This window comes from Arthrobacter sp. Y3221160, assembly GCF_059092585.1.
The window spans coordinates 384,503-407,252 of the sequence record NZ_JBNHHU010000001.1 but is presented as its reverse complement, the minus strand read 5'-3'; the positions used below and the strand labels follow the sequence as shown (position 1 = coordinate 407,252).

The 22,750-nt window shown below is 67.3% G+C and carries 25 protein-coding genes; 15 read left to right on the top strand and 10 right to left on the bottom strand.

Annotation, left to right across the window (positions count from 1 at the left end):
* Nucleotides 1–46: 46 nt before the first annotated feature.
* Entirely contained in the window at nt 47–859 is an 813-nt protein-coding gene (qcrC, locus tag AC5RWG_RS01910; protein WP_493999750.1) for a cytochrome bc1 complex diheme cytochrome c subunit, read from the bottom strand.
* A gap of 82 nt (nt 860–941) precedes the next feature.
* Entirely contained in the window at nt 942–1,580 is a 639-nt protein-coding gene (ctaE, locus tag AC5RWG_RS01905; protein WP_494166314.1) for an aa3-type cytochrome oxidase subunit III, read from the bottom strand.
* A 148-nt stretch (nt 1,581–1,728) separates the two neighbouring features.
* Here ctaE and trpD point away from each other — a divergent pair, with 148 nt between their 5' ends.
* The gene (gene trpD, locus AC5RWG_RS01900) at nt 1,729–2,781 is read left to right on the top strand and encodes an anthranilate phosphoribosyltransferase (protein ID WP_494025926.1); all 1,053 of its coding nucleotides are present in this window, start codon (nt 1,729–1,731) and stop codon (nt 2,779–2,781) included.
* Nucleotides 2,782–2,884: 103 nt separating this feature from the next.
* Here the strand turns inward: trpD and AC5RWG_RS01895 are convergent, their stop codons facing one another.
* Both AC5RWG_RS01895 and AC5RWG_RS01890 read right to left on the bottom strand, forming a co-directional pair.
* Nucleotides 2,885–3,166 carry an Lrp/AsnC family transcriptional regulator gene (locus tag AC5RWG_RS01895; protein WP_493978425.1) on the bottom strand — a complete coding sequence of 94 codons (282 nt, stop codon included), beginning with the start codon at nt 3,164–3,166 and terminating at the stop codon, nt 2,885–2,887.
* Between the two features lie 47 nt (nt 3,167–3,213).
* Complete coding sequence (locus AC5RWG_RS01890) at nt 3,214–3,621, bottom strand: DUF3054 domain-containing protein (protein ID WP_494166313.1); 408 nt, start codon at nt 3,619–3,621, stop codon at nt 3,214–3,216.
* Between the two features lie 136 nt (nt 3,622–3,757).
* Here AC5RWG_RS01890 and AC5RWG_RS01885 point away from each other — a divergent pair, with 136 nt between their 5' ends.
* The 5 genes from AC5RWG_RS01885 (at nt 3,758) to AC5RWG_RS01865 (ending at nt 6,445) form a co-directional block, all read left to right on the top strand.
* Nucleotides 3,758–4,129, top strand: coding sequence for a VOC family protein (locus tag AC5RWG_RS01885; RefSeq protein WP_494166312.1), 372 nt, complete (start codon nt 3,758–3,760; stop codon nt 4,127–4,129).
* Between the two features lie 62 nt (nt 4,130–4,191).
* The gene (locus AC5RWG_RS01880; RefSeq protein WP_494023067.1) at nt 4,192–4,779 is read left to right on the top strand and encodes a sigma factor-like helix-turn-helix DNA-binding protein; all 588 of its coding nucleotides are present in this window, start codon (nt 4,192–4,194) and stop codon (nt 4,777–4,779) included.
* Complete coding sequence (locus AC5RWG_RS01875) at nt 4,776–5,300, top strand: hypothetical protein (protein ID WP_494166311.1); 525 nt, start codon at nt 4,776–4,778, stop codon at nt 5,298–5,300. Before AC5RWG_RS01880 ends, AC5RWG_RS01875 begins: the two co-directional genes overlap by 4 nt.
* Nucleotides 5,301–5,526: 226 nt before the next feature.
* A complete protein-coding gene (locus AC5RWG_RS01870) occupies nt 5,527–5,856 on the top strand; it encodes a hypothetical protein (protein WP_494014006.1) in 330 nt (109 codons plus the stop codon).
* Between the two features lie 112 nt (nt 5,857–5,968).
* Entirely contained in the window at nt 5,969–6,445 is a 477-nt protein-coding gene (locus AC5RWG_RS01865) for a VOC family protein (RefSeq protein ID WP_494166310.1), read from the top strand.
* Nucleotides 6,446–6,494: 49 nt separating this feature from the next.
* Here the strand turns inward: AC5RWG_RS01865 and AC5RWG_RS01860 are convergent, their stop codons facing one another.
* On the bottom strand, nt 6,495–7,634 hold the full coding sequence (locus tag AC5RWG_RS01860) for a glutamate--cysteine ligase (RefSeq protein ID WP_494166309.1): 1,140 nt from the start codon (nt 7,632–7,634) through the stop codon (nt 6,495–6,497).
* 309 nt (nt 7,635–7,943) lie between these two features.
* Here AC5RWG_RS01860 and AC5RWG_RS01855 point away from each other — a divergent pair, with 309 nt between their 5' ends.
* From AC5RWG_RS01855 to AC5RWG_RS01845, 3 genes are read left to right on the top strand one after another with little or no spacing between them, the layout of a single operon-like run.
* Complete coding sequence (locus tag AC5RWG_RS01855; protein WP_493999740.1) at nt 7,944–8,435, top strand: cation:proton antiporter regulatory subunit; 492 nt, start codon at nt 7,944–7,946, stop codon at nt 8,433–8,435.
* A gap of 2 nt (nt 8,436–8,437) precedes the next feature.
* Nucleotides 8,438–9,622, top strand: coding sequence for a cation:proton antiporter (locus AC5RWG_RS01850; protein ID WP_494166308.1), 1,185 nt, complete (start codon nt 8,438–8,440; stop codon nt 9,620–9,622).
* The gene (locus tag AC5RWG_RS01845; protein ID WP_494166307.1) at nt 9,619–9,864 is read left to right on the top strand and encodes a GNAT family N-acetyltransferase; all 246 of its coding nucleotides are present in this window, start codon (nt 9,619–9,621) and stop codon (nt 9,862–9,864) included. Before AC5RWG_RS01850 ends, AC5RWG_RS01845 begins: the two co-directional genes overlap by 4 nt.
* A gap of 592 nt (nt 9,865–10,456) precedes the next feature.
* On the opposite strand, the gene AC5RWG_RS01840 is transcribed toward AC5RWG_RS01845, so the two are convergent.
* Together AC5RWG_RS01840 and AC5RWG_RS01835 are read right to left on the bottom strand one after the other, a co-directional pair.
* Nucleotides 10,457–12,844 (bottom strand): ATP-binding cassette domain-containing protein, encoded by a 2,388-nt coding sequence (locus tag AC5RWG_RS01840; protein ID WP_494166306.1) that lies wholly within the window; start codon nt 12,842–12,844, stop codon nt 10,457–10,459.
* 191 nt (nt 12,845–13,035) lie between these two features.
* Nucleotides 13,036–13,977: a 5'-3' exonuclease gene (locus tag AC5RWG_RS01835; protein ID WP_494166305.1), complete on the bottom strand. Its 942-nt coding sequence runs from the start codon at nt 13,975–13,977 to the stop codon at nt 13,036–13,038.
* Between the two features lie 61 nt (nt 13,978–14,038).
* On the opposite strand from AC5RWG_RS01835, the gene AC5RWG_RS01830 reads away from it, so the two are divergent.
* On the top strand, nt 14,039–14,941 hold the full coding sequence (locus tag AC5RWG_RS01830; RefSeq protein WP_494166304.1) for a putative periplasmic lipoprotein: 903 nt from the start codon (nt 14,039–14,041) through the stop codon (nt 14,939–14,941).
* A gap of 91 nt (nt 14,942–15,032) precedes the next feature.
* Nucleotides 15,033–15,665 carry a peptide deformylase gene (locus AC5RWG_RS01825; RefSeq protein ID WP_494166303.1) on the top strand — a complete coding sequence of 211 codons (633 nt, stop codon included), beginning with the start codon at nt 15,033–15,035 and terminating at the stop codon, nt 15,663–15,665.
* 24 nt (nt 15,666–15,689) lie between these two features.
* Here the strand turns inward: AC5RWG_RS01825 and AC5RWG_RS01820 are convergent, their stop codons facing one another.
* On the bottom strand, nt 15,690–17,762 hold the full coding sequence (locus tag AC5RWG_RS01820; protein ID WP_494166302.1) for a S9 family peptidase: 2,073 nt from the start codon (nt 17,760–17,762) through the stop codon (nt 15,690–15,692).
* A 74-nt stretch (nt 17,763–17,836) separates the two neighbouring features.
* Between AC5RWG_RS01820 and AC5RWG_RS01815 the strand changes: the two genes are divergently transcribed.
* Nucleotides 17,837–18,739 carry a methyltransferase domain-containing protein gene (locus AC5RWG_RS01815; protein ID WP_494166301.1) on the top strand — a complete coding sequence of 301 codons (903 nt, stop codon included), beginning with the start codon at nt 17,837–17,839 and terminating at the stop codon, nt 18,737–18,739.
* Nucleotides 18,740–18,763: 24 nt separating this feature from the next.
* On the opposite strand, the gene yczE is transcribed toward AC5RWG_RS01815, so the two are convergent.
* Complete coding sequence (gene yczE / locus AC5RWG_RS01810) at nt 18,764–19,411, bottom strand: membrane protein YczE (protein ID WP_493999731.1); 648 nt, start codon at nt 19,409–19,411, stop codon at nt 18,764–18,766.
* A gap of 267 nt (nt 19,412–19,678) precedes the next feature.
* Between yczE and AC5RWG_RS01805 the strand changes: the two genes are divergently transcribed.
* The 3 genes from AC5RWG_RS01805 (at nt 19,679) to AC5RWG_RS01795 (ending at nt 21,767) form a co-directional block, all read left to right on the top strand.
* Nucleotides 19,679–20,152: an NfeD family protein gene (locus tag AC5RWG_RS01805; protein WP_494166300.1), complete on the top strand. Its 474-nt coding sequence runs from the start codon at nt 19,679–19,681 to the stop codon at nt 20,150–20,152.
* A gap of 60 nt (nt 20,153–20,212) precedes the next feature.
* Nucleotides 20,213–21,148 (top strand): SPFH domain-containing protein, encoded by a 936-nt coding sequence (locus tag AC5RWG_RS01800; RefSeq protein WP_494013994.1) that lies wholly within the window; start codon nt 20,213–20,215, stop codon nt 21,146–21,148.
* 271 nt (nt 21,149–21,419) lie between these two features.
* Nucleotides 21,420–21,767 carry an RNA polymerase-binding protein RbpA gene (locus AC5RWG_RS01795; protein WP_493978444.1) on the top strand — a complete coding sequence of 116 codons (348 nt, stop codon included), beginning with the start codon at nt 21,420–21,422 and terminating at the stop codon, nt 21,765–21,767.
* Between the two features lie 90 nt (nt 21,768–21,857).
* On the opposite strand, the gene AC5RWG_RS01790 is transcribed toward AC5RWG_RS01795, so the two are convergent.
* On the bottom strand, nt 21,858–22,589 hold the full coding sequence (locus AC5RWG_RS01790) for a polyprenol monophosphomannose synthase (RefSeq protein WP_493999728.1): 732 nt from the start codon (nt 22,587–22,589) through the stop codon (nt 21,858–21,860).
* Between the last annotated feature and the right edge of the window lie 161 nt (nt 22,590–22,750).

The window sequence follows — 22,750 nt, the reverse complement described above, 5'->3', positions numbered from 1 at the left end:
CTGTTGGCGCTTCTCCGGCGGCCCGTTGGGCCGCCGGAAGCGAAGGTTAGGAAGACCGCTGGGTCAGCCAAATGGTGAACGCGATGACCACGCCCAATCCAAGCGTCCACATCAGCAGGCCCTCGGACACGGGGCCGAGCCCGCCAAGCGAGATCCCGCCGGGGGAGGGCTGCTCTTCGATGGTCTTCAGGAAGGCGATGACGTCGCGCTTCTCCTCCGGGGAGATGTTCGCGTCGCTGAACACCGGCATGTTCTGCGGACCGGTGGCCATGGCTTCGTAGATGTGCGCTTCGCTGACGCCGCTAAGCGCCGGCGCGAACTTGCCGCGCGTCAGGGCACCACCTGCTGCGGCAGCGTTGTGGCACATGGCGCAGTTGACCCGGAAGATCTCACCGCCGGCCGCAGGATCACCCTGGGAGACGTCGAGGAATTCATCCGCCGGAATTGCGGGACCGGCGCCGAGGGAGGCTACGTAGGCCGCCAGCTGCATGGTCTGCTCTTCGTTGAACTGGTTCGGCTTTTCCAGTGCCTGGGGGCCGGACATCTGCATGGGCATGCGGCCGGTTCCTACCTGGAAGTCCACGGCTGCGGCGCCGACGCCGATCAGCGACGGACCGGCCTGGTTGCCGTGCGCACCCTCCGGGGCCCCGACAGCACCGATTCCGTGACAAGTTGCGCAGTTGGCCACGAAGAGCTTCTCGCCCTCTTCGATGTCCTGCGCGGAAAAGGTGGTGGTTTGGGCCTTGGCCTCGTTGACGTTCCCGGCAACGGCGTACAGTCCGCCGGTGACGAGCAATCCCATGAGCAGCAGGGCAACGGCCGCCAGGGGATGTCGTCGTCTCTGGGAGAGTGCCTTCACTTGTTGGTTCCTAACTTTGCGGTGCGTGTGCGTAGATGTTCGGCTGGCTCGGTTCGCAGCGAGGCGCGGACCTTCCGGCCGTCTACTTAAGGAAGTAGATGATGATGAAGAGAGCGATCCACACGACGTCGACGAAGTGCCAGTAGTACGACGTGACGATGGCCGATGTGGCTTCGAAATGGCCGAACTTCTTGGCGACGTAGGCGCGGCCGATGATCAGCAGGAAAGCGATGAGGCCGCCTGTGACGTGGAGGCCGTGGAAGCCGGTGGTGATGTAGAACGCCGAACCGTAGGAGTTCGAGGACATCGAGACGCCTTCGGAGACGAGCATCGCGTATTCGTAGGCCTGGACGGAGACGAAGATGGCGCCGAGGATGAATGTCAGCAGGAACCATTCGACCATGCCCCACTTGGCGACATTGAAGAGCCCGCCGGAGCGGCGGGCCTGCAAGCGCTCTGCGGCGAAGACGCCGTACTGGCAGGTGAAGGAACTGGACACCAGAACGATGGTGTTGGCCAGCGCAAACGGAACATTCAACTTCTCGGTTTCCATCGCCCACATCTCGCCGGAGGTGGCGCGGAGGGTGAAGTACATAGCGAAAAGGCCGGCGAAGAACATCAGCTCGCTGGAGAGCCACACAACGGTTCCGACGGAAACCAGGTTGGGGCGATTCAGCGTTGGATGCGCCGGGGTACTGGGGGCTTGGGTTGCAGTTGTCACAAGGCCATTATGTCTATAAATCTGCCCACTTCACCAATGCATTTGAACGCGTGGCGCCGCGTTCCGGTTCCTGAAGCGCCGGATTCCGCGGAACGGCGCGGAAGTTAACAATCCGGAAGTTTCTACAAAACGTAGATAACCTAGTGAAGTGACGACCGAACCCAACGCTCAGAACACACCCACCTGGCCTGAACTGATCTCTGCCCTGATCTCCCGGCAGGACCTCACGGCGGCCCAAACCCAGTGGGCGATGAACACAATCATGTCCGGCGGGGCCTCCGACGCGCAGATGGCCGGCTTCCTGGTCGCGCTGCGGGCGAAGGGGGAGACGGTCGACGAGCTGACCGGCCTGGTGGAGGCCATGGTCGGCAACGCCCGGCCGATTGACATCCCGGGGGAGAAGCTGGACATCGTCGGTACCGGCGGGGACCGGCAGAACACCGTCAACATCTCGTCCATGGCCGCCCTGGTGTGCGCGGGGGCCGGGGCCCGGATCGTCAAGCACGGAAACCGCGCCGCGTCGTCGTCGTCCGGTTCGGCCGATGTGATCGAAGCCCTGGGCGTGCGCCTGGACCTCCCGGTGGACCGCGTGGCGCAGACCGCCGTCGAAGCGGGGATCACGTTTTGCTTCGCGCAGGTGTTCCACCCCTCCATGCGTTATGCGGGCGCGGTGCGCGCGGAACTCGGGGTGGCCACCGCCTTCAATTTCATGGGTCCGATGACCAACCCGGCGAATCCCACGGCGGCGGCCATCGGCGTTGCCGATGCCCGGCTGGCGCCGCTCATCGCCGGCGTGCTGGCCGCCCGGGGCATCCGCGCACTCGTCTTCCGCGGCGGGGACGGCCTGGACGAGCTGACCACCACGGGCCCCTCGTCGGTATGGGAGGTGCGCGGCGGCGCCGTGACGGAACACGACCTGGACCCGCTGGACCTCGGCATCCCCCGGGCCACGCTGGACGACCTGCGCGGCGGGGACGCCGCCGCGAATGCCGAAGTGGTGCGCCGCGTGCTCGCGGGGGACAAGGGGCCGGTGCGCGACGCCGTCGTCCTCAACGCAGCCGCCGCCCTGGTGGCCAACGATGCAACAGCCGACGCTCCGCTGCTGGAGCGGCTGGCCGCCGGTTTGGAACGGGCCGAGGAAGCCATCGACAGCGGTGCCGCGGCCGAGGCGCTGCAGCGCTGGATCGACGCTACCCGCTGACTTCCCGGCCCGCGCGTGGGCCGCAACAGCTTAACAATTAAGAACAATTAACAAGGAGCGCCCCGGACAAAATGTCCGGGGCACTCCGCCTGGGCCGTGGAGCCTAGTGCTCGAACCCGAGCGAGAAGGCTGCATCCAGGTCGTGCTTGGAATAAGCGCGGAAGGCGATGTGAGTGGTCGTTGCCTGAACGCCCTGGACCTTCGAGAGCCGGTCGGCGATGACATCGGCCAGCTCGTCGTGCTTGGCGACCCGTGCGACGGCGATCAAATCCCATTCCCCGGTGACCGAATAGACCTCGCTGATGCCCTCTATCTCGGAGATCTCCTGGGCGCACTCCGGAATCCGGGTCGCATCGGTGCGGATGAGAACGAATGCTGTAGCCACTGCACTGCCTTTCTGCTGGAACTGGGTGTTCTTCCCTATGTCCGAGGTTATTCCACCCGTCGGGCGAAACGTAGTTTGATGAACAGTGCGGCGGCCGCGCGCCACCCCAACAGCAGGGCGCCGAGCACCAGGAAGGCCACGATCTGGAAGGACGGCGCGAGCCCGCCGCCCGCGAGGCCGCGAAGGGCGAGCCCCAGGGCCACTGCGGCCAGCCAGACCGCGACTCCGGTCGGCCAGAGGGCGGCCGGCCGGCGCCAGGCGCGCGAGGCCAGCCAGCCTACGAGGGCCCCGGCCAGGAACGGGCTCGCGGTGATCAGGATTCCGGCCAGCGCCATTCCGTGTTCGTGCGTGTTTCGGCCCGCCGCCGCAAAAATGACGATGGCGGCCAGGTCCAGGGCGAGCGATGCTGCCACCAACGGGATGCCCGCGCGGAGCCGGGGCGATGTTTCAGTCACCCCTCCACACTATCGGGCAGGCACGGGCGTACGATTCGAGGACGAGCCGGTCGGGTCCCTGGCGACGGGTCAGGGGCCGAAGCCGGTCGGCTGGTCAGGGGCCGAAGCCCGCGGCGGATGGGGAGGAGCGGAAGCCATGAAGTTGGCACAGGTCGCGCTCGGTGTGCACGAGCTCGAGCGGGCCACCGCTTTCTACACCGACCTGCTCGGTTATCCGCCGGCCGGGGTCTTCGACCCTCCGGGCCTGGTGTTCTTCGATCTCGACGGCGTGCGGCTGCTGCTGGAGGTGGGCGCGCCGGCCGCCCTGTTGTATCTGCAGGTCGACTCGGTGCGGGACCGGGTCGAGGAACTGCGCGCCCGGGGAATACCGGTTGCCGAAGAACCACACATCATTTTCCGGCATGCCGATGGTGCCTTGGGACCTGCCGGCATGGATGAATGGATGGGCTTCATCCGCGACTCGGAAGGCAATCTCGTGGGGTTGGTCAGCCACGAGCAGGCGGATTAAGGTTGCACCCGTGCCCACAACCCTGCATACTTGTCGCTTGAGCAACAAGGAAGCGGATTTGTATGTATGTGTTGACGGTCGATCAGCGGCGCTCCCGGCGCCACGTGGACCTCGTCGAGGGCGCGCTCGGCGCCCTGAATGACGACCCGTCCCGTCCGCTGGTGCGCGGTTTCGAACGCACCGCCGGCGACGAGATGCAGGCGGTGGTCGCCGACCCGGCCGTCGCGGCTGATCTTGCCCTGGACCTGGCGGTCAGCAACCACTGGAGCGTGGGAATAGGCGTGGGCGGGGTCGTCACCCCGCTCCCGGAGTCTACCCGCGCGGGTTCCGGCGAGGCCTTCGAGCGCGCGCGCGAAGCGGTGACCGCGGCCAAGACATCGCCCGGCAACGTCGCCGTCTCCGGTGCCCGCGAGGAGGCCGGCCATGCCGAAGCGGTGCTGCAGTTGCTGGTATCAGTGGCACGGAAGCGCAGCAGGCAGGCGACGGAAGCCGGGTTGCTCAGTGATGAAGGACTGACCCAACAGCAAATTGCCGACCGGCTGGGGATCACCCAGCAGGCCGTCTCCAGCAGGCTGCACAGTGGGCTCTGGCCCGAGTGGCGACGCGCACGGTTGGCGGCCCAAGCGTTGCTGGAAGGGGCCGACCGATGAGCGTCATCGCACTGCTCACGCTCTGCGTGGCCGCGGCCGTGGCGGCGCCCATGTACTTCGAGCGGTTCCAGGGCCGGGGCAACCGCTGGCTGTACGCCGCCAGCGCCGTATCGCTGTTGCTCCTGGGCATTGCGGCATTGTTGGCGGTCCTGGGGTCGGGCGGTCTAGGCCCGGCAGCCTATGCGCTGGGCGTGGCGGCCGCCGCGATCGGCGGTGGCCCGGCCACCGTGACCATCCTGCGGTTGTCGTTCAATGCCTCGCACCCTGACAACCACACCGACCCCGAAGCATCCCCGGTGCTCCGCGGAGGGGCCTGGATCGGGGTGCTCGAGCGGACGGCCATCGCGGCCACCCTGCTGGCCGAGTGGCCGGAAGGATTGGCAGTCGTCCTCGCGGTGAAAGGCCTGGGTCGGTATTCCGAACTCGGTCAGTCCGGAGCGGCCGAGCGATTTATCCTGGGCACCTTCGCGAGCGTGCTGTGGGCCGCGGCCGCTACCGGCATCGCGGTTCTCCTGCGCTGAGCGCAGGCGGGCTCGGCATTCCCGGGCCAAGGCGGCGGCGCCAGGCCAGCGGCGCGCAGTCCGTAACAAAAACCACGGTCCCGCCCGGTGCTGCCGCCGCCCCTGCTGGGCCCGTGTTCCGTCCCCACGAAATATTGCCCGCGGTCTGTTGCCCACGCCACATTCGGCCTCTTATGATGATCACCGGTCAAGGAGCGGCCATGGGGAACTCTTGAGGGGACAAAGCATGGATCCCAAACTGCGAGTGGTCGTCCGGCTGGATATCGATCGGGAATCCGCCAATATCGAAGTGCGCGGGCACGTGACAACCCGAAACATCGTGGCGCTGTATTCGTTGGTTCGCCGCACCAGCGCCCTTGCGCCCGGTCGGGGCGTCACCATCAACCTTCAGCATGCCCGGATTGAAGCTGCCGCGCTGGAAGAGCTTCACCGCTGCAGTGAAAGCAAGCAGCTTCCCGGTTATGCGGCGCCCGAAGGGGAGGGGTGCCGCCTGCAGGTGATAGACCCGGGTGGCAGGGACGCCACGGCCCCGGTGCTGGCCGGTGCCCCCGGCTGAGCCGGAGGCATAATGTTTGGCTGCCGGTGGGTGCCCGGTTCACGTTGAACACCCGATTCATGGACGTTCGAGGGGCGGTTCTGGTACGCCTGACGCAGGGGAGGAGCCCATCATGCAGAAGATCACGCCATGCCTGTGGTTCGACAGCGAAGCCGAAGAGGCGGCACAGTTCTATGTCCAGCTGTTCAAGAACTCGAAGATCCTGGACGTAACGCATTACGGCGAGAGCGGTCCCGGGATGGAAGGCCAGGTGCTGACCGTAGAGTTCGAGTTGGACGGCCAGTCCTTCACGGCCCTGAACGGGGGAGCCCAGTTCACGTTTAATGAGGCCGTGTCCCTGCAGGTGGATTGCGAGGACCAGGCGGAGGTCGACCGGCTCTGGGACGCCCTGACCGCCGACGGCGGTGCCGAGAGCCAATGCGGATGGCTCAAGGACAAGTACGGATTGTCCTGGCAAATCATTCCCTCGGTGCTGCCGCTGCTGATCGGGGGACCGGATGCGCAGAAGGCCCAACGTGCCATGGAAGCCATGCTGCAGATGCGGAAGATCGACATCGCCGAACTGCAGCGCGCCTACGACGCCGGCTAGCGCCTTGTCCGCCGCGAGCCCTTTCTGTCCGCTGCCGCCGGCCGGGTGCTCACAGGATGCCGGCCGGCAGGTGCGTGTTCCTGACTGCGTCGAAGACGACGTCGGTGAGTCTGTGCTGGCGCGCGAGGACTCTCCGCTGCCTTGCCGCGCCGGTGCCGTCGCGAAGGATTCCGTCGACGACGACCTGTATGGGTTCCAGATCGTCCGTTTCCGCCAGCACGGGGCCGACGTGTTCGAGCAGGGCGCTGACCACGTTTCGGGCCGGGGTGCGGTCGCTCTTCAACGGGTGGAGCAGTTCGTCTTCCAGTCCTGACCTGCTGGCCCGCCAGGACGCAAGACGCAGCAGCTCTGCCGGTACCGGAGGCGGCGGGCTGCCGTCGCTCCATTGGCGGGCAGCCGTCTCTACCAGCGCCCGGCACAAGGCGGCCACGGCGGCAGCTTGTTCCGCTTGCAGGCAGACATCGGCCACGCGTATTTCGACCGTGGGATGCCGTTGACCGAGCCGCGCGTCGAAATAGATCATGCCCTTATCCAGCAGCACGTCGCACTCGAGCAGCATCCCCAACAGTTGGTGGTAGGCAGCGGGGGAGCCGAAGATGCCGGTCGGCCCGGCGGTGGGCCACCGTTTCCAGACCTGGTAGCGGAAGCTGGCGTAGCCACTGTCCACGCCCTGCCAAAAGGGGGAGTTGGTGCTCAGCGCTAGCAGGACCGGCAGCCAGACCCGGATCCGGTCAAGCACGGCAACGGCTTCCTCATCGGAGGCAACCGAAACGTGCACGTGGAAACCGCACGTCAGCTGTTCGTGCAGCGTCAGACCGAACCGGGCTTCCATGGCCTGGTATCGCGGGCGCGGCACGAGGCTGGTAGTGGCGGGCAGGGGATAGGTGCCCAATGCTGCAGCCCTGGCGCCAAAACGCCGCGCCTGTCGGTCAGCCTCGGCGCGCCCGGCCCTGATACCCGCTGCCAGCTCCTGCAAATCCTTGTACGGAGCGGACACCGCTTCGAGCTGTTCCTGCTTGACCTCCGACATCAGGCTGCCCTTGTAGCCTCTGCGGGACGCCGTATCCCGAGGTGTATCCAACGTCGCAGGCTCTCCCTGCCCCCGGAGCAGTTGTTCTGAGACGGAGGCCAGGGCGCCGGTCTTGGCGTCCACCAGGAGCAGCTCTTCCTCCACGCCAAAGGTTCGCATGCTGTTTAGTGTTCACCACAGGCGGGCTTGGCGAAAGACCGTCGCGGCCCGCCGGACATTCCTTGGGGGGCCGGACGCGGCACGTTCACGCCTGTTGATCAGGTTCGCCCGCGGTCATGACCACATTCAGGGGTCCCGCCGGGGCGCAAAACGGGATACCGTAGCCGTCACGGAGGCGCGCATGCACCTCCGGCAGGGCCCGCAACCGATCAGAATCCCACGGCCTGATCTTCGCAAGGCCGCTTTGCCGCCCCGGGGTCTGTGCCGTTGTGAGCCGGCGTATATCGGCCCTCACCCTAGGATCGTGCTGTGGAAATCGTCGAAACCATGCTCCCCGGCGTCGGCATGCGTTATGACCTCAAGACGAGGACCAACGTCAATTTTTCCCTCGTGATAGACCGGAATGGCGGGGCCGACATCCTTACCTTTGACGAGGCCGATCCGGACCGGGCAATCAGCAAGCTCCAATTGGAACCGGAAGAAGCGTTACAGCTGGCCGAGCTCTTGGGCGCGCCCCGGATCACGCAGCGCTTTGCGGACCTTTCCAGGGAGGTCCCGGGATTGGAAACCAGCCGCTTCACCGTTCGGCCCGACTCACCGTATGCGGGCCGGGCGCTGGGTGACAGCAAGGCCCGCAGCCGGACGGGGTGCTCAATCGTGGCGATCATACGTGGAGAGCGCGTGATCACGGGCCCGACCCCGCAAGAGCAACTCCTGGCCAACGATGACCTGATAGCCCTGGGGTCGGCCGACGGGCTCGCCGCACTTGAAGCCCTCATCAATGCGCCGACCGCCACCTGAACGTGACACACCTGTCGCTCCTCCTGATCGAACTGGGAGTGCTGTTCACCGTCCTATCCGGGCTCGGGCTTCTGGCCCACAGGCTTGGCCTATCACCGGTCCCGTTTTACCTCCTTTCCGGCTTGCCGTTCGGAGAGGACGGACTGCTGCCGGTGCATGCCGCGGGGCCCTTCGTGGAAACCGCGGGGGAGATCGGCATTGTCCTTTTGCTGCTCCTGCTGGGACTCGAGTTCTCCGCGGCCGAGCTGATGTACAGCCTCAAGCGGCATCGTGTCTCGGGTTTGATCGATTTCCTGCTGAACGCGGTACCTGGATTCCTGCTGGGACTGGTGCTGCAGCTGCCGTGGCAGGCGGCTTTGGCGCTTGGGGGAGTCACCTGGATATCCTCGTCCGGCATTATCGCCAGGTTGCTTGATGACCTGGGCCGCTTGGGAAATCGGGAGACGCCGGCGGTGCTGTCGATACTGGTCCTGGAAGACATGGCCATGGCACTGTTCCTGCCCATCCTGGTGGTGGTCCTTGCCGGCGGCGGAGCCTGGCAGGCAGCCGGGGGAGTCGCCCTGGCCGCAAGCGCTGTGACACTCGCCCTTGTCGCGGCACGCAAGGCCGGGTATCGGATGGGACGTCTGTTGTCTCATCCCCAGAATGAACAGGTCATGTTGCGCCTCCTCGGCATTACATTGGCCGTTGCCGGAGTGGCCGAGGGTATGGGCGCCAGCGCAGCAGTCGGCGCGTTCCTGGTGGGCATAGCGATTCCTCAGCACTTTGCCGACCGTGCCCGGCACGTTTTGAGCCCGCTGCGCGACCTCTTTGCTGCGATCTTCTTTGTGACCTTCGGCCTGGCCATCGATGCTGCGGATATGTGGCCCATCCTGCCGGCAGCCCTGCTGTTGTCCGTCGTGACCGCTGCTACGAAACTGGGTACAGGCTGGTGGGCAGCAGGAAAGGAAGGCGTGCGGCAGCGTGGACGGCTCCGGGCGGGGGCCGCCCTGGTCACCCGGGGTGAGTTTTCCGTCGTCATTGCCGGTCTGGCGGTTGCGGCAGGCTACACAGTGGTGGGGCCCATCGCCGCAGCATATGTGATGATCCTGGCGGTCGCAGGTCCTCTTCTGGCCCGCTTCAGCGACGCATGGGTGCCTCGAGCGGACGGTAAGGGCCTGCCGAAACCGGGCCCCGAACCGAGGTGAAGACTTTTTACGCCGAAGCCGGGGCACGCGGGCAAGACATCCTGGTGCACCCGGCCTTTCAGGGAACTGGCGTCGGGCGCGCCCTTTTCACCCACATAGAAGAGCGGTACCGGCACGTTCGGCAAACGGTGCTCATCACCGATGATGAACCTCGGCAACGCGCCTTCTACCAATCCATGGGACTGACCGAGGGATCGGATTTCGAATCAGGTCCCGTCCGCGTCTTCGCCCGGTTCCGCTGACGTGCGACCGTCCAAATACCGACGGCGCTGTGCTCTTCAAGACGCCGCCGCCCGCGCTTCAGCGCAATCTGGCCCTGGGCAGCACGTCTCTGAAGTCCCGGCCGTCAGGGGACAGGATGGATGCCCCAGCCGAGCCGTTACTTGACATAATGTGGATTATCGGCGTTACGGAAAGGCCTGAGCGGGGACCCAATCCGTGGCGGTTCGCCTCCTGCTGCGGCGCATGTATACGCGGTCGTTGGCTGCGCGTTTTGGCCAGCTTTCGATGTTCTGGCATGCGCGGCCGACCGGTGCATCTCGCTGCAGGCCGGCTGTGTTCGGCTCGTGGGTCCAATGATCCTTGTCGTCCACGGAGACACGAGCTCACGACCGAACGTTGGCCACAGGCAGCCAGGACTCAATGTCACGCTATCTGTGCTGCAAATTCGAGGCGAGACCCGATAGCGGGCCGGAACGGCTCTTATCGGCCGCCGCGTGCTCAAGCGGGCCCCTCGCAAGACTTCGGGACTCCCCTCAAACCATCATCAGGTTGACATAACTCTGCACCCGCCTGCTGCCGCCGGAGTTCGGCACTCCGGCGGCAACCTAGTCTTCAGGCGCCGACGTAAGCCGCCAGGTGCTTGCCGGTCAGCGTGGAACGATCGGCGACGAGATCAGCAGGCGTCCCCTCGAAGACAATGCGGCCGCCGGCATGCCCGGCCCCGGGCCCGATGTCGATAATCCAGTCGGCGTGGGCCATGACGGCCTGATGGTGCTCGATCACGATGACCGACTTGCCGGAGTCGACGAGGCGGTCCAGCAGGCCGAGCAGCTGCTCGACGTCGGCCAGGTGAAGTCCCGTCGTTGGCTCATCGAGCACGTAGACGTCGCCCTTTTCGGCCATTTGGGTCGCCAGCTTGAGCCGTTGCCGCTCGCCGCCGGACAGCGTGGTGAGCGGCTGGCCCAGCGTCATGTAGCCGAGTCCCACGTCGGCGAGCCGCTCCAGGATCTTGTGGGCGGCCGGCGTCCGCGCGTCGCCCGTGCCGAAGAACTCCTCCGCCTCGGTCACCGGCATGGCGAGCACCTCCGCGATGTTCCGGCCGCCGAGCCTGTATTCCAGCACCGCCGCCTGGAACCGCTTCCCCTCGCATTCCTCGCAGGTGGACTCGACGGTTTCCATGATGCCCAGTTCGGTGTAGATGACGCCGGCGCCGTTGCAGACGGGGCACGCGCCCTCGGAATTGGAGCTGAACAAAGCCGGCTTGACGCCGTTGGCATTGGCGAATGCCTTGCGGATCGGTTCGAGCAATCCGGTGTAGGTGGCCGGATTGCTGCGCCGGGACCCTTTGATCGCTCCCTGGTCAATCACCACGACGCCGGGGCGGCGGGCGACCGAGCCGTGGATCAGCGAACTCTTGCCCGAGCCGGCGACCCCGGTAATCACCGCGAGTACTCCGAGCGGGACGTCGACGTCCACGTCCTGCAGGTTGTGCGTCGAGGCGCCCCGGACCTCCAAGGCACCGGTGAACGGGCGGACCGACTCCTTCAGGGACGCCCGGTCGTCGAAGTGGCGGCCGGTGGTGGTGTCGCTCCCCCGCAGTTCCTCAACGCTGCCTTCGAAGCAGATCGTCCCGCCCGACGTGCCCGCGCCCGGCCCGAGATCCACGACGTGGTCGGCAATCGCTATGGTCTCGGGCTTGTGCTCCACCACCAGCACGGTGTTTCCCTTGTCCCGCAACTGGAGCAGCAACTGGTTCATCCGCTCGATGTCATGGGGGTGCAACCCGATGGTGGGTTCGTCAAACACGTAGGTGACGTCGGTGAGCGACGAGCCCAGGTGGCGGATCATCTTCGTTCGCTGTGCCTCTCCCCCGGACAGCGTCCCCGCCGGCCGGTCGAGTGACAGGTATCCCAACCCGATCTCCGCAAACGAATCGAGCAGGTGCTGCAGCCCGGTGAGCAGCGGCGCGACCGACGGCTCGTCCAGAGCGCGGATCCAGTCGGCCAGGTCGCTGATCTGCATCTGGCAAAGATCCGCGATGTTCTTGCCGCGGATTTTCGACGACAGCGCCTCCTGCGCGAGCCGGGTCCCGTTGCACTCGGGGCAGGTGGCGAAGGTGATTGCGCGGTCCACGAAGGCCCGGATGTGCGGCTGCATCGCCTCACGGTCCTTGGAGAGCATCGATTTCTGGATCTTGGGAATCAAGCCCTCATAGGTGAGGTTGATCCCCTCCACCTTGATCTTGGTCGGCTCCGAATAAAGCAGCTGGTGGAGCTCCTTCTTCGTGTACTTCGCAATCGGCTTGTCCATGGGCAGTCCTGCACCGCTGAAGATGCGGCCGTACCACCCGTCCATGCTGTAGCCGGGTACCGTCAGTGCGCCTTCGGAGAGCGACTTCGTGTCGTCGTAGAGCGCGGACAGGTCGAAATCGCTGACCGAGCCCATGCCTTCGCAACGCGGGCACATCCCGCCGAGGCGGTTGAAGGTGGCCTTCTCCGCCTTGGTCTTGCCGCCGCGCTCGACCGTGATGGCCCCGCTGGCCTTGACCGACGGGACGTTGAAGGAGAAGGCGTTGGGCGACCCGATATACGGGTCTCCCAGCCGGCTGAAGAGGATCCGCAGCATGGCGTTGGCGTCGGTGGCCGTGCCCACGGTGGAACGCGGGTTGGCGCCCATGCGTTCCTGGTCCACGATGATTGCGGTGGTCAGGCCGGCGAGGAAGTCGACCTCGGGACGCGACAATGTCGGCATGAAGCCCTGGACGAACGCGCTGTAGGTCTCGTTGATCAGGCGCTGCGACTCCGCGGCAATGGTGCCGAACACCAGCGAACTCTTGCCCGATCCCGAGACCCCGGTAAACACCGTGAGCCGCCGCTTGGGGATCTCGATATTGATGTCCCTGAGGTTGTTCACCCGCGCGCCCTGCACCCGGATCTGGTCGTGGCTGTCCGCCGAATGCAGCGACGGCTGCTGCAGGTCCCTCGTCGTGGCCGTGCTCATTGCTGTCTCCATCCCTTGGGTGCCTCGCCCGCACGGCCCGACCCTGCGCCGGCGAGACCGCTGTCCGCTCGGTTCGGGGTGCCTTGCCTGCGGGCGCCCCTCCGCCCGACGCGGCAACGGTTACGTCTCTTTACCTTAATGGACCAGCCCGGAACCCGCTCCGGATTTTTGGTCCGCCGCGCGGCCGGTCGTTACTCCGCGGCCTCGCCGACCGCTTCGAGTGCTTGGCGGATGCGGCGGGACGGTCCGCCCAGGTTCAGGTCCTTCGCGAGCTGCTCAAGCCGCTCTGCCTCTTCGGGGCGCAGCGGCCGGAGGGTGGCATCGAACGTCCCGAGCTCCAGGTCGCGGACGACGCCGACAACGGTCGGCGCGACGTCGAGGTAATCGGCGGCCTCCGTGATCCTGGCCCGCATCCGTGCCGCCATGACAGCCGTGGGATCCGCTGCCGCCGCAACGATCCCGCCGAGGCTGCCGTAGTCCTTCAGCAGCCCGGCCGCCGTCTTGTCGCCGATGCCCGCAACTCCGGGCAGGCCGTCGGACGTGTCCCCGCGCAACGTGGCGAAGTCCGCGTACTGACTGGGCAGCACGCTGTACTTGCGCACCACCGACACGTCGGTCATCACCTCGAGGTTGCTCATGCCCCGCGCCGTGTAGATCACCCGCACACCGCGGTCGTCGTCCACCAGCTGGAAGAGGTCCCGGTCCCCTGTGACGATATCCACCGGCACATCGGCCTGGGCCGCGAGACTGCCGATGACGTCGTCGGCCTCATGATGGTCCGCGCCAACGACGGCGACATTGAGCGCGTCGAGCACCTCGCGGATCAGGGGCAGTTGCTCGACCAAGCCCGCGGGTGTCTCCTCGATATCGAGACCGTCGGGCACGCGCCGGGCCACGCGGTGGCTCTTGTAGGTGGGGAGCAGCTCAACCCGCCAGGCGGGGCGCCAGTCGTTGTCCCAGCAGGCCACCAGCCGGGTGGGCCGGTAGTCGGTGATCAGCCGGGCCATGATGTCGAGCAGCCCGCGCACGGCGTTCACGGGGGTGCCGTCCTTGGCCTTGATCGTGTCCGGCAGGGCGTGGAAGGCCCGGAAGTACAGCGACGCGGTGTCGAGGAGCATCAATCGTTCGGCCACAGGTTGCCCTTTCGCTGCCGGTGAGGAGCACGTCCACGGGAGTTGGTACTACCTTAGTGGCATGGCTCCCGGTCCCCTGCGGTACCGCAGCGGCTTGGTGGTGCTGCCGATGACGGCGGCCCTGCTGGCCGCATGTTCGGGCGCTCCCGGGAGCCTCTCTCCTGCTTCCCCGAGTGCCCGGAACGTGATCACTGCTGCCGTGGACCAGAGCCGGGCGGACTACACGGACCGGGTGGTCAGCCTCATGATCACCAACACCTCCGCGCAGCCCCTGCTCGTCACCTCCGCGGCGCTGCATTCCCCGCTTTACGACGACGCCGCCGACTGGAAGCCAACGCGCACCGGCGGGACCAAGGTGGCCCCCGGTGCGACGGTGAGCCTGCCGGCCGACCTGCCGGCCGCCCGGTGCTCCGCCGGTCCGTCCCCGACTGCGGCGGAGTACCGGATAACCGTGACCCTTGACGGCGAGGGCCCCGCGCCGGGCACGGTGGAGGTCCCTGCCGGGGATCCGCACGGTGTCCTCGCGCGCAACCACACCGGGGACTGCCTGGCCCAGGCGGCGGCTTCGGTGGCCGGGCTTCGGGTCAACTCCGGGCTTCAGGTGCTGGCCGGGAGCCGCGCTGCCGTCGTCGAAGTCGAGGTCCGGCCGTCCGGCGGGAAGGGCTCGCTGGTGATCGAATCCTTCGGGACCACCACCTTGCTCAGCGAAGACGCCGAACACCCGTGGCCCAAAAACATCCGGGTGGCCGGGACGGATCCGGCGTCGCGGCTGGCCCTGCATGTCGTGCCGGCCCGCTGCGATCCCCATGCGCTGGCCGAAGACAAGCTGGGCACCAAGATTCCGGTAACGATCAGGACGGCGGGCGGAGCCGGCGTGCTGCGGTTGGACGGCGGACGGGATTTCACCCGCGAGGTATACCGGTTTATCGCCGACGCCTGCTCCTCGGCGGACCGGAGCGGCTAGCGGCGCAGGATCGACCGGAGCGGCTAGCGGGGCAGGATGGGACGGAGCGGCCAGCAGCGCAGCAAGGGCCGGCGCCCCTACACTGACAGCTGTGACTGACTACCCTGCGGAACGCCTGCGCGATCTCGTTCATTCGCTGGCCGCCTCCGGCGACCCGGCGCCCATCCTGCAGGTCGGCGAGCCCGTGCTGAGGCAGCCTGCCGCGACGTTCGACGGGCAATTGGACGACGCGGAACTGAACGCCCTGCTCGCACTCCTGCGCCGGACCATGCACGCGGCGCCCGGCGTCGGACTGGCGGCGCCGCAGATCGGCATCCCGCTGCGCATCGCGGTCCTCGAGGATGCCTTCCCACCGACGCCCGAGGTGGCCGCGACCCGGGAACGGATCCCGCTGCCCTACTTCGCCATCATCAATCCGTCCTACCGCGCCCGCGGCGACGAGACAGCCGCATTTTACGAGGGGTGCCTGTCCTTCGCGGGCTACCAGGCGGTGGTGGAACGCCCCCGCAGCGTCGACCTCGACTTCGAGCGGCCCGACGGCGTCCGCGTGCGCGAGACCTTCTCGGGTTGGCAGGCCCGAATTGTGCAGCACGAAACGGACCACCTCTCGGGCACGATCTACGTGGACAAGATGCAGCCCCGGTCTTTGAGCGGCAATGACGAGTACACCCGGCACTGGGCGCAGCCGACTATTGACCTGGCACGCGCCGGCCTGGTCTTTTAGGACCGCAACGGCCCGGCCGCCGTGCTACGCCCGGGCTGCGGGGTCCGGTTCGGCGGCTGCCGCCCGTCCGCCGTCGTTGTTCTGCGCCGTGGGAAGGTGGGCCGCCCACCAGCGCAGGATCTCGTCGAAGCGCTGCTTCCGGTGCCACGGCGTACCGGTCCGGGACAGCTCATGGTTCTCCCCGGGGAAGATCAGCAATTGCGTGGGCACGCCGCGCTGCTTGAGGCCCACGTAGTAGCGCTGGGCCTGGTCCAGCGGGCAGCGCAGGTCGTCTTCGGAGTGGATAACGAACACCGGCGTCCGGACGGAATCCAGCCGGGCGAACGGGTTCTGGCTACGCACCTGCTCCGGATCCGTGCCCGTGTATTCCTCGGAGAAGAACCAGCCGATGTCCGAGGAGCCGACGAACGACGGCGGATCCAGGTAGCCCCGCTCCACGATCGCGGCCGTGAACCGGTGGTCCCGGGACACCGTCGAGGCGGTCAGGTAGCCGCCGTATGATCCGCCCATGATGCCCTGCCGCGTACCGTCCAGCTGCGGGTATTTGGCGATGGAACCCTCCAGGAACGCCAGGACATCGGCCATGGCGAGGGTTCCCATCGCTCCCTTGACGGCGCGCCCGTGCGCCTGCCCGTAGCCCGCGGATCCGCGCGGGTTGCACATGACGACGGCGTAGCCGGCCCGGGCGTAGACCTGTGCCTCGTCGAAAACCTCCCAGCCGTACTGCGCGAACGGCCCGCCGTGGATATTCAGCAGCACGGGATGCGGCCCCCGGCCCTCGGGCAGCAGCACCCAGCCGTGCACCGGGTATCCGTCGGCCGAAGCAAAAGTCTCTTCCCGCGGCGCAATGAGGCCGGATTTCCGCAGCTCCGCGGAGAAGTCGGTCAGCCGGTTGAGTCCGCCGCCGGCCACGAGCCCCAGATCACCGGCGGTCGACGCGTCGGAGAAACTGACGACGGTGCGGCCCGCCGCCCGGTCCGCCGCCGCTGCGTTCAGCGGCCCGTCGACCAGGACCGCCATGCCGCCGGTTGCCGAGACCTCCACCAGCTGCACGGCGCCGCGCTGCCGGTTCAGGGCCAGCACCGCATCCGGGCCGGCCGCCACCAGCGTGCCTTCGCCCAGGTCCGTCCCCTCCGGATCGGTCAGGCGGCGCACCTCGTGGGGGGCGGAGACCGGAGCCGCGTACAGCGCGGCATTCTGCGCGACGAAGTCCCTCCCGCCGCCGATGAGGCTGCCGAGGTAGAACAGCCAGCGGCCGTCGGCGCTGGGCTGCGGTGACGCGGCGGCCAGGAGCGGGCCGGAAAGGTTGGACATCAGCCGCGGGCTGCCGCCGGCAGCGTCGGGCTCCAGCGCGTACACGTCCCGGCGCAGGTCCTCGTCGGCTCCCTGGTGGAGGGCGGCGGTGAAGTAGAGCGTGCGGCCGTCCGGGCTGAAAGCCGGGCAGTCATGGTCGGCGTCCGCGAACGTCAGCCGGCGTGCTTCGGGCACGGCGGTAAAAGCGGCTTCGCCGTCCCGGCTTGCCTGCCGGGCGGCGCGGCCCACCGGGGCGACCGGCGGTTCGGCCTGCAGATCCGGTGCGTCCACCGCGAACAGCTGGGCCCGCTTGTCGCCGGTGTAGCCGACCCCGTTCAGGCGGTACTTGTAGCCGGTGACCAGCCGGGCATCCTCGGCGCCGGGGCCAACGCCGTCCATCGTGCCGTAGCGCCCGTCCGCGGGGACCCGGGCCGCGAAGACCAGGCGGCGTGAGTCCGGGGACCAGACGAACGAGGAGACCCCCAGTTTCTCGTCCGTGACCGCGACCGGCTCCCCGCCCCGACTGTCCACCACCATCAGTTGCGCCCGTTCCCCCGGTCCGGCCGCGCGGAGGAACGCCAGGCAGAGCCCGTCGGGCGAGTAGACGGGTGCTGTGTCCCTAAAGCCGCGCGTGAGGCGGCGGGGCGCACCGCCGCCGTCGTCCAGCGGGACTTCCCACAATTGCCCCACGTAGCTGTCCGACGCGAAGTCGGGATGCGTGGCCGAAACCGCGGCCCGGCCGCCGTTCGGATGGAGCGTCGGGGCGGACACGGAATTTAATAAAGCAATGTCTTCAGATCGCACGACTGTGAGCCTAGTCTCACCAGCAGGCCGGAGCCAATCGGCAGATCGTGGTCCGGCTTTGCCTAGGATGGAGCATGCCCTCCGCCCCGCACTTCCAGGACCTGATCCCGCTGCTGCTCTGCCCGGTCTGCGGGGAAGGACTGCTGGCCGCCGGGCCCACCCCGGCCCAGGGTCTCCGCTGCGCGGAAGGCCACCAGTACGACGGCGCCCGGCAGGGTTACGTCAATATGCTCACCGGGCGCGGCACCCGGTTCACCCCGGACACGGCCGAAATGGTGTCCGCCCGGGAGGCGTTCCTGGGCGCCGGCCACTACGCACCCCTGGCGGACCAGCTGTCCCGGACGGTCCGCGCCCTCCAGCCCGGCTCCCCCGCTCCCGTGGTGCTGGATGCCGGCGCCGGTACCGGCTACTACTTCGCGGCCGTCCTCAAGGGGCTGGGCGACGGGCGGGCCGTGGCGCTGGACCTGTCCAAGTTCGCCCTCCGGCGCGCGGCCCGGATGCTGCCGGACGCCTTGTGCCTGGTCTGGGACCTCTGGAAGCCGCTGCCGCTGGCGGCCGGGACCGTGGACCTGATCCTCAACGTTTTTGCGCCCCGCAACCCGGCCGAATTCGCCCGGGTGCTGAAACCGAACGGGCACCTGGTGGTCGCCACCGCTGCGCCGGGGCACCTGGACGAGCTGCGTGACGTGGTCCCGCTGCTGGCCGTCGACACCGACAAGGCCGACCGGCTGGGGGCGGCCCTGGGCGGCGACTTCGAAGAACTGGCCGCCGATCCGCTGCAGGTGCCGCTTCAGTTGGGCGCCGAGGACATCGTGCGGCTGGTCATGATGGGGCCCAACGCCCACCACACCGACGCCGACGCGGTGCGTGCGGCCGTCGGGGATGCCGGACGGCCGCTGCAGGTCACCGCGCGTTTCACCGTGAGCACGTACCGGCGCCGCGGCCGCGGCGGGGAGCCCGTCCGCCCCGCCGGCTAGCCGCCGCCGGTGTCCGAGCGCCCCCTAGCCGCGGCCGGGCCTGGCGGGGGATTTCTTCCGCACGCCCGGATTCAGGTCGACGAACATCCACTTCAGGAACAGCTGGATCAAGGGTCCGATGGCCAGGACGAACACCAGGGTGCCGAGGCCCACGACGCCGCCGAGCAGCCACCCGGCGAGGGTTGCCGCTGCTTCGATGCCGGTGCGGACTATCCAGACCTGCCAACCGGTCGCGGCGTGCAGGCCGGTCATCAAGCCGTCCCTGGGTCCGGGTCCGAGGCCTGCCCCGATATACAGCGCGCTGGCCGCCGCCAGCAGGACCAGTCCGGCCGTGAACGAGAGGACCTGCGCGGCCAGGTGATCCCAAACCGGGATGAGCAGCAGCCCGAAGTCGGCGAAAAACCCCACGAGGATGGCGTTCGCGACCGTTCCCGCGCCCGGCTTTTGCCGCAGCGGGATCCACAACAGCAGCACGGCCGCGCTGATCGCCACCGTGGCCCAGCCGAAACTGATGCCCGTGGCCTTGGCGACGCCCTGGCTGAGCACATCCCAGGGGGCCGAGCCAAGATTGGCCCTGATCATCAGCGCGATGGCGATCCCGTAGGCGAAGAGGCCGGCCAGCAGCCGCAGCGTCCGCAGGGACAGCCGATTGCTGGTCAGCAGGGTTCGCATGGCCGGTTCCGGGGTGCGCGGCAGGGCGCGGTGTTCAGCACTGGATCATCCTATCCGGCAACGCACCCAGGCCCGCGGGACGGCCTATCTGGTCACAACTTGGCCACGAAACGTCTCGGAGCGTCCGGAAGTGACGGATTTCACTCCGCCGCGCGCCGTCGTCGGGCATGATGGAGGTACTAAGGGCACCGGCAGCCCGCGGTTTCATGCATGCGTGCAAGAGGCAGGCTCGGGAGACGGCGGCTGCTCCAACATCAGGGGGTACTGATGATCGAATGGCTCGTCGCCAACAGCTGGGTCCTCTGGCTGGCCGTGTTCCTGATCCTGGCCATCGTCGAAATGATGACGCTGGACCTGTTCTTCATCATGATGTCCTCCGGGGCGCTCGTGGCCCTGTTCGCGGCACTGGTCGGCCTGCCCTTCTGGATGCAGGTGGTCATCTTCTGCGTGGTCGCGTTGCTGATGGTCCTTTTCGTCCGACCGGTAGCGCTGCGGCATCTGCGCAGCGGACCGCGGGACCTGGCTACCAACGTTGACCGGCTGATCGGCGAATCGGCGATGACCCTCGAATCCGTCACCGATCATTCGGGCGTCGTGAAGATCGGCGGCGATACGTGGTCGGCCCGGTCGGCGGACGGCTCGCCCATCCCGGCCGGCCAGCGCGTTTCGGTCGCCCGGATCGAGGGGGCGACCGCCGTCGTGACTCCGCAGCGCGCGGACGGGCCGCTGCCGGCCCAGTAAGACCCGGGCGGGCATCGTGCCGGCACCGTGACCCACTGAAACCACTCTTAGAGGGGAACTATGGATAGCAATATCGGAATCTGGATCGTGCTGCTGGTCCTGATCGTCTTCGTCGTGATCGTGCTCGTCCGCGCCGTGCGGATCATCCCGCAGGCACGGGCGGGCGTCGTGGAACGGCTGGGCAAGTACCAGCGCACGCTGAACCCCGGGTTGACCATCCTGATCCCCTTCGTGGACCGGCTGCTGCCGCTGCTGGATCTGCGCGAACAGGTCGTGTCCTTTCCCCCGCAGCCGGTCATCACCGAAGACAACCTGGTGGTCTCCATCGACACCGTCGTCTACTTCCAGGTGACCGATGCCCGCGCCGCGACCTATGAGATCGCCAACTACATCCAGGCAGTGGAGCAATTGACCACCACCACGCTCCGCAACGTGGTGGGCGGCCTGAACCTGGAAGAGGCGCTCACCTCACGCGACCAGATCAACGGCCAGCTCCGCGGCGTCCTGGACGAGGCGACCGGGCGCTGGGGCATCCGCGTCTCCCGCGTGGAACTCAAGGCGATTGACCCGCCCCACTCCATCCAGGACTCCATGGAAAAGCAGATGCGGGCCGAGCGCGACCGCCGGGCGGCCATCCTGACGGCTGAAGGCACCAAACAGTCCCAGATCCTGACGGCCGAAGGCCAGCGCCAGGCGGCCATCCTCGCCGCCGAAGGCGACGCCAAGGCAGCGATCCTGCGTGCCGACGGCGAGGCCCAGGCAATCCAGAAGGTGTTCGACGCCATCCACAAGGGCAACCCCACGCAGAAGCTGCTGGCCTACCAGTACCTGCAGACGCTGCCCAAGATCGCCGAAGGCGAGTCGAACAAGCTCTGGATCATCCCCAGCGAGGTGGGCGAGGCGCTCAAGGGCATCGGCAGCCTGCTGGGAACGGCCACCCCGGACAGCGAGACGGCCCCGGCCGCCTCAACAATCGGCAGCGAGCTGCGCGGCTGACACAGCAGAAAACAGGCACGGGGCCGGGAGCCCGGAGCGTCAGCCGGTCGGATGCTCCGCGCCCCTGCTTCGGTTTACCCGGGACCGCCGCCCGGACTATAATGGGTGGTTTGCCGGGAAGTTGCCGCCTACAACCATCCTTGACGCAGGCGGGATTCGCGTTATCATCGCGGCCGGGAACAGACGGCCGCCCGCCGACGTTGAGAGTGTTAGCGAGCCATCGCGGACGCGGTCCAGCCGCCTGTCCGCCACAAGACAAGAGGGAGAGATCATGAGCGATCGTAGCCTGCGGGGTATGCGCCTCGGAGCGCAGAGCATGGAGACTGAATCCGGTGTTGAACCGGCTCCGCGCCAGCGCGTTGAGTACCGTTGCGAGGACGGCGAGCAGGTGTTCGTGACCTTTGCCGCAGAAGCCGAGATCCCCCCGGTATGGGTTTCCAAGTCGGGGAAGGAAGCACTCCTGGTCAACGGAGAAAAGCCCGTCGACCCGAATGCCAAGCCGGTGCGCACCCACTGGGACATGCTGCTGGAACGCCGCAGCGTTGAGGAGCTCGAACAGATCCTCGAGGACCGCCTGACCAAGCTGCGCGAACGCCGCGGGGAACGGCGCACGGCTTAAGGCCTGACCGCCCCGTCCTTAAAGAGAGGGAGCGCGCCCGCCGGGGGCGCGCTCCCTCTCTTTGTGCCGTGGGGTTTTGTGCGGTCGCGGTCAGCCTTTGCGGGCGCGGAGTCTCCGCCACTTGTCCGCGATCCCCCACTTGGTGACCAGCAGGATGGACTCCAGCACGATGCCGCCGCTCATTTTCGAGTCGCCGTATTCGCGTTCGACGAAGGTGATCGGCACTTCACGGACCGCCAGTCCTGCCTTCAGCGTCTGCCAGGTGAGGTCGATCTGGAAGCAGTAACCAACCGATTCCACGCTGTCGAGATCGATGGCGCGCAGGGTCCCGGCCTTGAAAGCGTTGAAGCCGCCGGTGATGTCCCGGATAGCCACGCCGAGCATGAGCCGGGAGTACAGGCTGCCGGCCAACGAGATGGCCTTGCGGTGGAGTGGCCAGTTGACGACCTTCCCGCCCGGAATCCACCGCGAGCCCTTGACCATGTCCGCGCCGCCATCGAGTGCGCCCAGTAACCTGGTCAGTTCCTCGGGCTGGTGTGAGCCGTCGGCGTCCATCTCCACCAGGACGTCGTACCCGGCGTCAAGCCCCCAGCGAAAGCCGGCGATGTAGGCGGCGCCCAGCCCCGCTTTCCCTTCGCGGTGGAGGACATGGATGGCGGAGTCATCGGCCGCCAGCCGATCGGCCAAGGTTCCGGTGCCATCCGGGGAATTGTCGTCGACCACCAGGATGTCCGAGCCGGGTACGGCGGTGCGGAGGCGGGCTACTGTCTTCGGGAGGGACTCGATCTCGTTATACGTCGGGATGATGGTGACGACCCGCACTCAGTGGCCTTTCGAACGTTGTGCTGCAAACCGCAGATTTCCTCGTGCCGGAGATACCCGGAGGCTTCCGCATCGACGGTCCAGTATAGGCCATGAGTTTGTACCGGAGGCCGGCGGGCACGCCCGGCCGCGCGGCCTGAAGGTGAAAGGAAGGGTAGGTC

What these genes read in the sequence shown, in the direction of transcription:
- AC5RWG_RS01885 (WP_494166312.1), top strand. Translation starts at nt 3,758, where the DNA reads ATGAAGTTGGCACAGGTCGCGCTCGGTGTGCACGAGCTCGAGCGGGCC.
- AC5RWG_RS01880 (WP_494023067.1), top strand. Translation starts at nt 4,192, where the DNA reads ATGTATGTGTTGACGGTCGATCAGCGGCGCTCCCGGCGCCACGTGGAC.
- AC5RWG_RS01875 (WP_494166311.1), top strand. Translation starts at nt 4,776, where the DNA reads ATGAGCGTCATCGCACTGCTCACGCTCTGCGTGGCCGCGGCCGTGGCG.
- AC5RWG_RS01870 (WP_494014006.1), top strand. Translation starts at nt 5,527, where the DNA reads ATGGATCCCAAACTGCGAGTGGTCGTCCGGCTGGATATCGATCGGGAA.
- AC5RWG_RS01865 (WP_494166310.1), top strand. Translation starts at nt 5,969, where the DNA reads ATGCAGAAGATCACGCCATGCCTGTGGTTCGACAGCGAAGCCGAAGAG.
- AC5RWG_RS01860 (WP_494166309.1), bottom strand. Translation starts at nt 7,634, where the DNA reads ATGCGAACCTTTGGCGTGGAGGAAGAGCTGCTCCTGGTGGACGCCAAG.
- AC5RWG_RS01840 (WP_494166306.1), bottom strand. Translation starts at nt 12,844, where the DNA reads ATGAGCACGGCCACGACGAGGGACCTGCAGCAGCCGTCGCTGCATTCG.
- AC5RWG_RS01830 (WP_494166304.1), top strand. Translation starts at nt 14,039, where the DNA reads ATGGCTCCCGGTCCCCTGCGGTACCGCAGCGGCTTGGTGGTGCTGCCG.
- AC5RWG_RS01815 (WP_494166301.1), top strand. Translation starts at nt 17,837, where the DNA reads ATGCCCTCCGCCCCGCACTTCCAGGACCTGATCCCGCTGCTGCTCTGC.
- yczE (WP_493999731.1), bottom strand. Translation starts at nt 19,411, where the DNA reads ATGCGAACCCTGCTGACCAGCAATCGGCTGTCCCTGCGGACGCTGCGG.
- AC5RWG_RS01805 (WP_494166300.1), top strand. Translation starts at nt 19,679, where the DNA reads ATGATCGAATGGCTCGTCGCCAACAGCTGGGTCCTCTGGCTGGCCGTG.
- AC5RWG_RS01800 (WP_494013994.1), top strand. Translation starts at nt 20,213, where the DNA reads ATGGATAGCAATATCGGAATCTGGATCGTGCTGCTGGTCCTGATCGTC.
- AC5RWG_RS01795 (WP_493978444.1), top strand. Translation starts at nt 21,420, where the DNA reads ATGAGCGATCGTAGCCTGCGGGGTATGCGCCTCGGAGCGCAGAGCATG.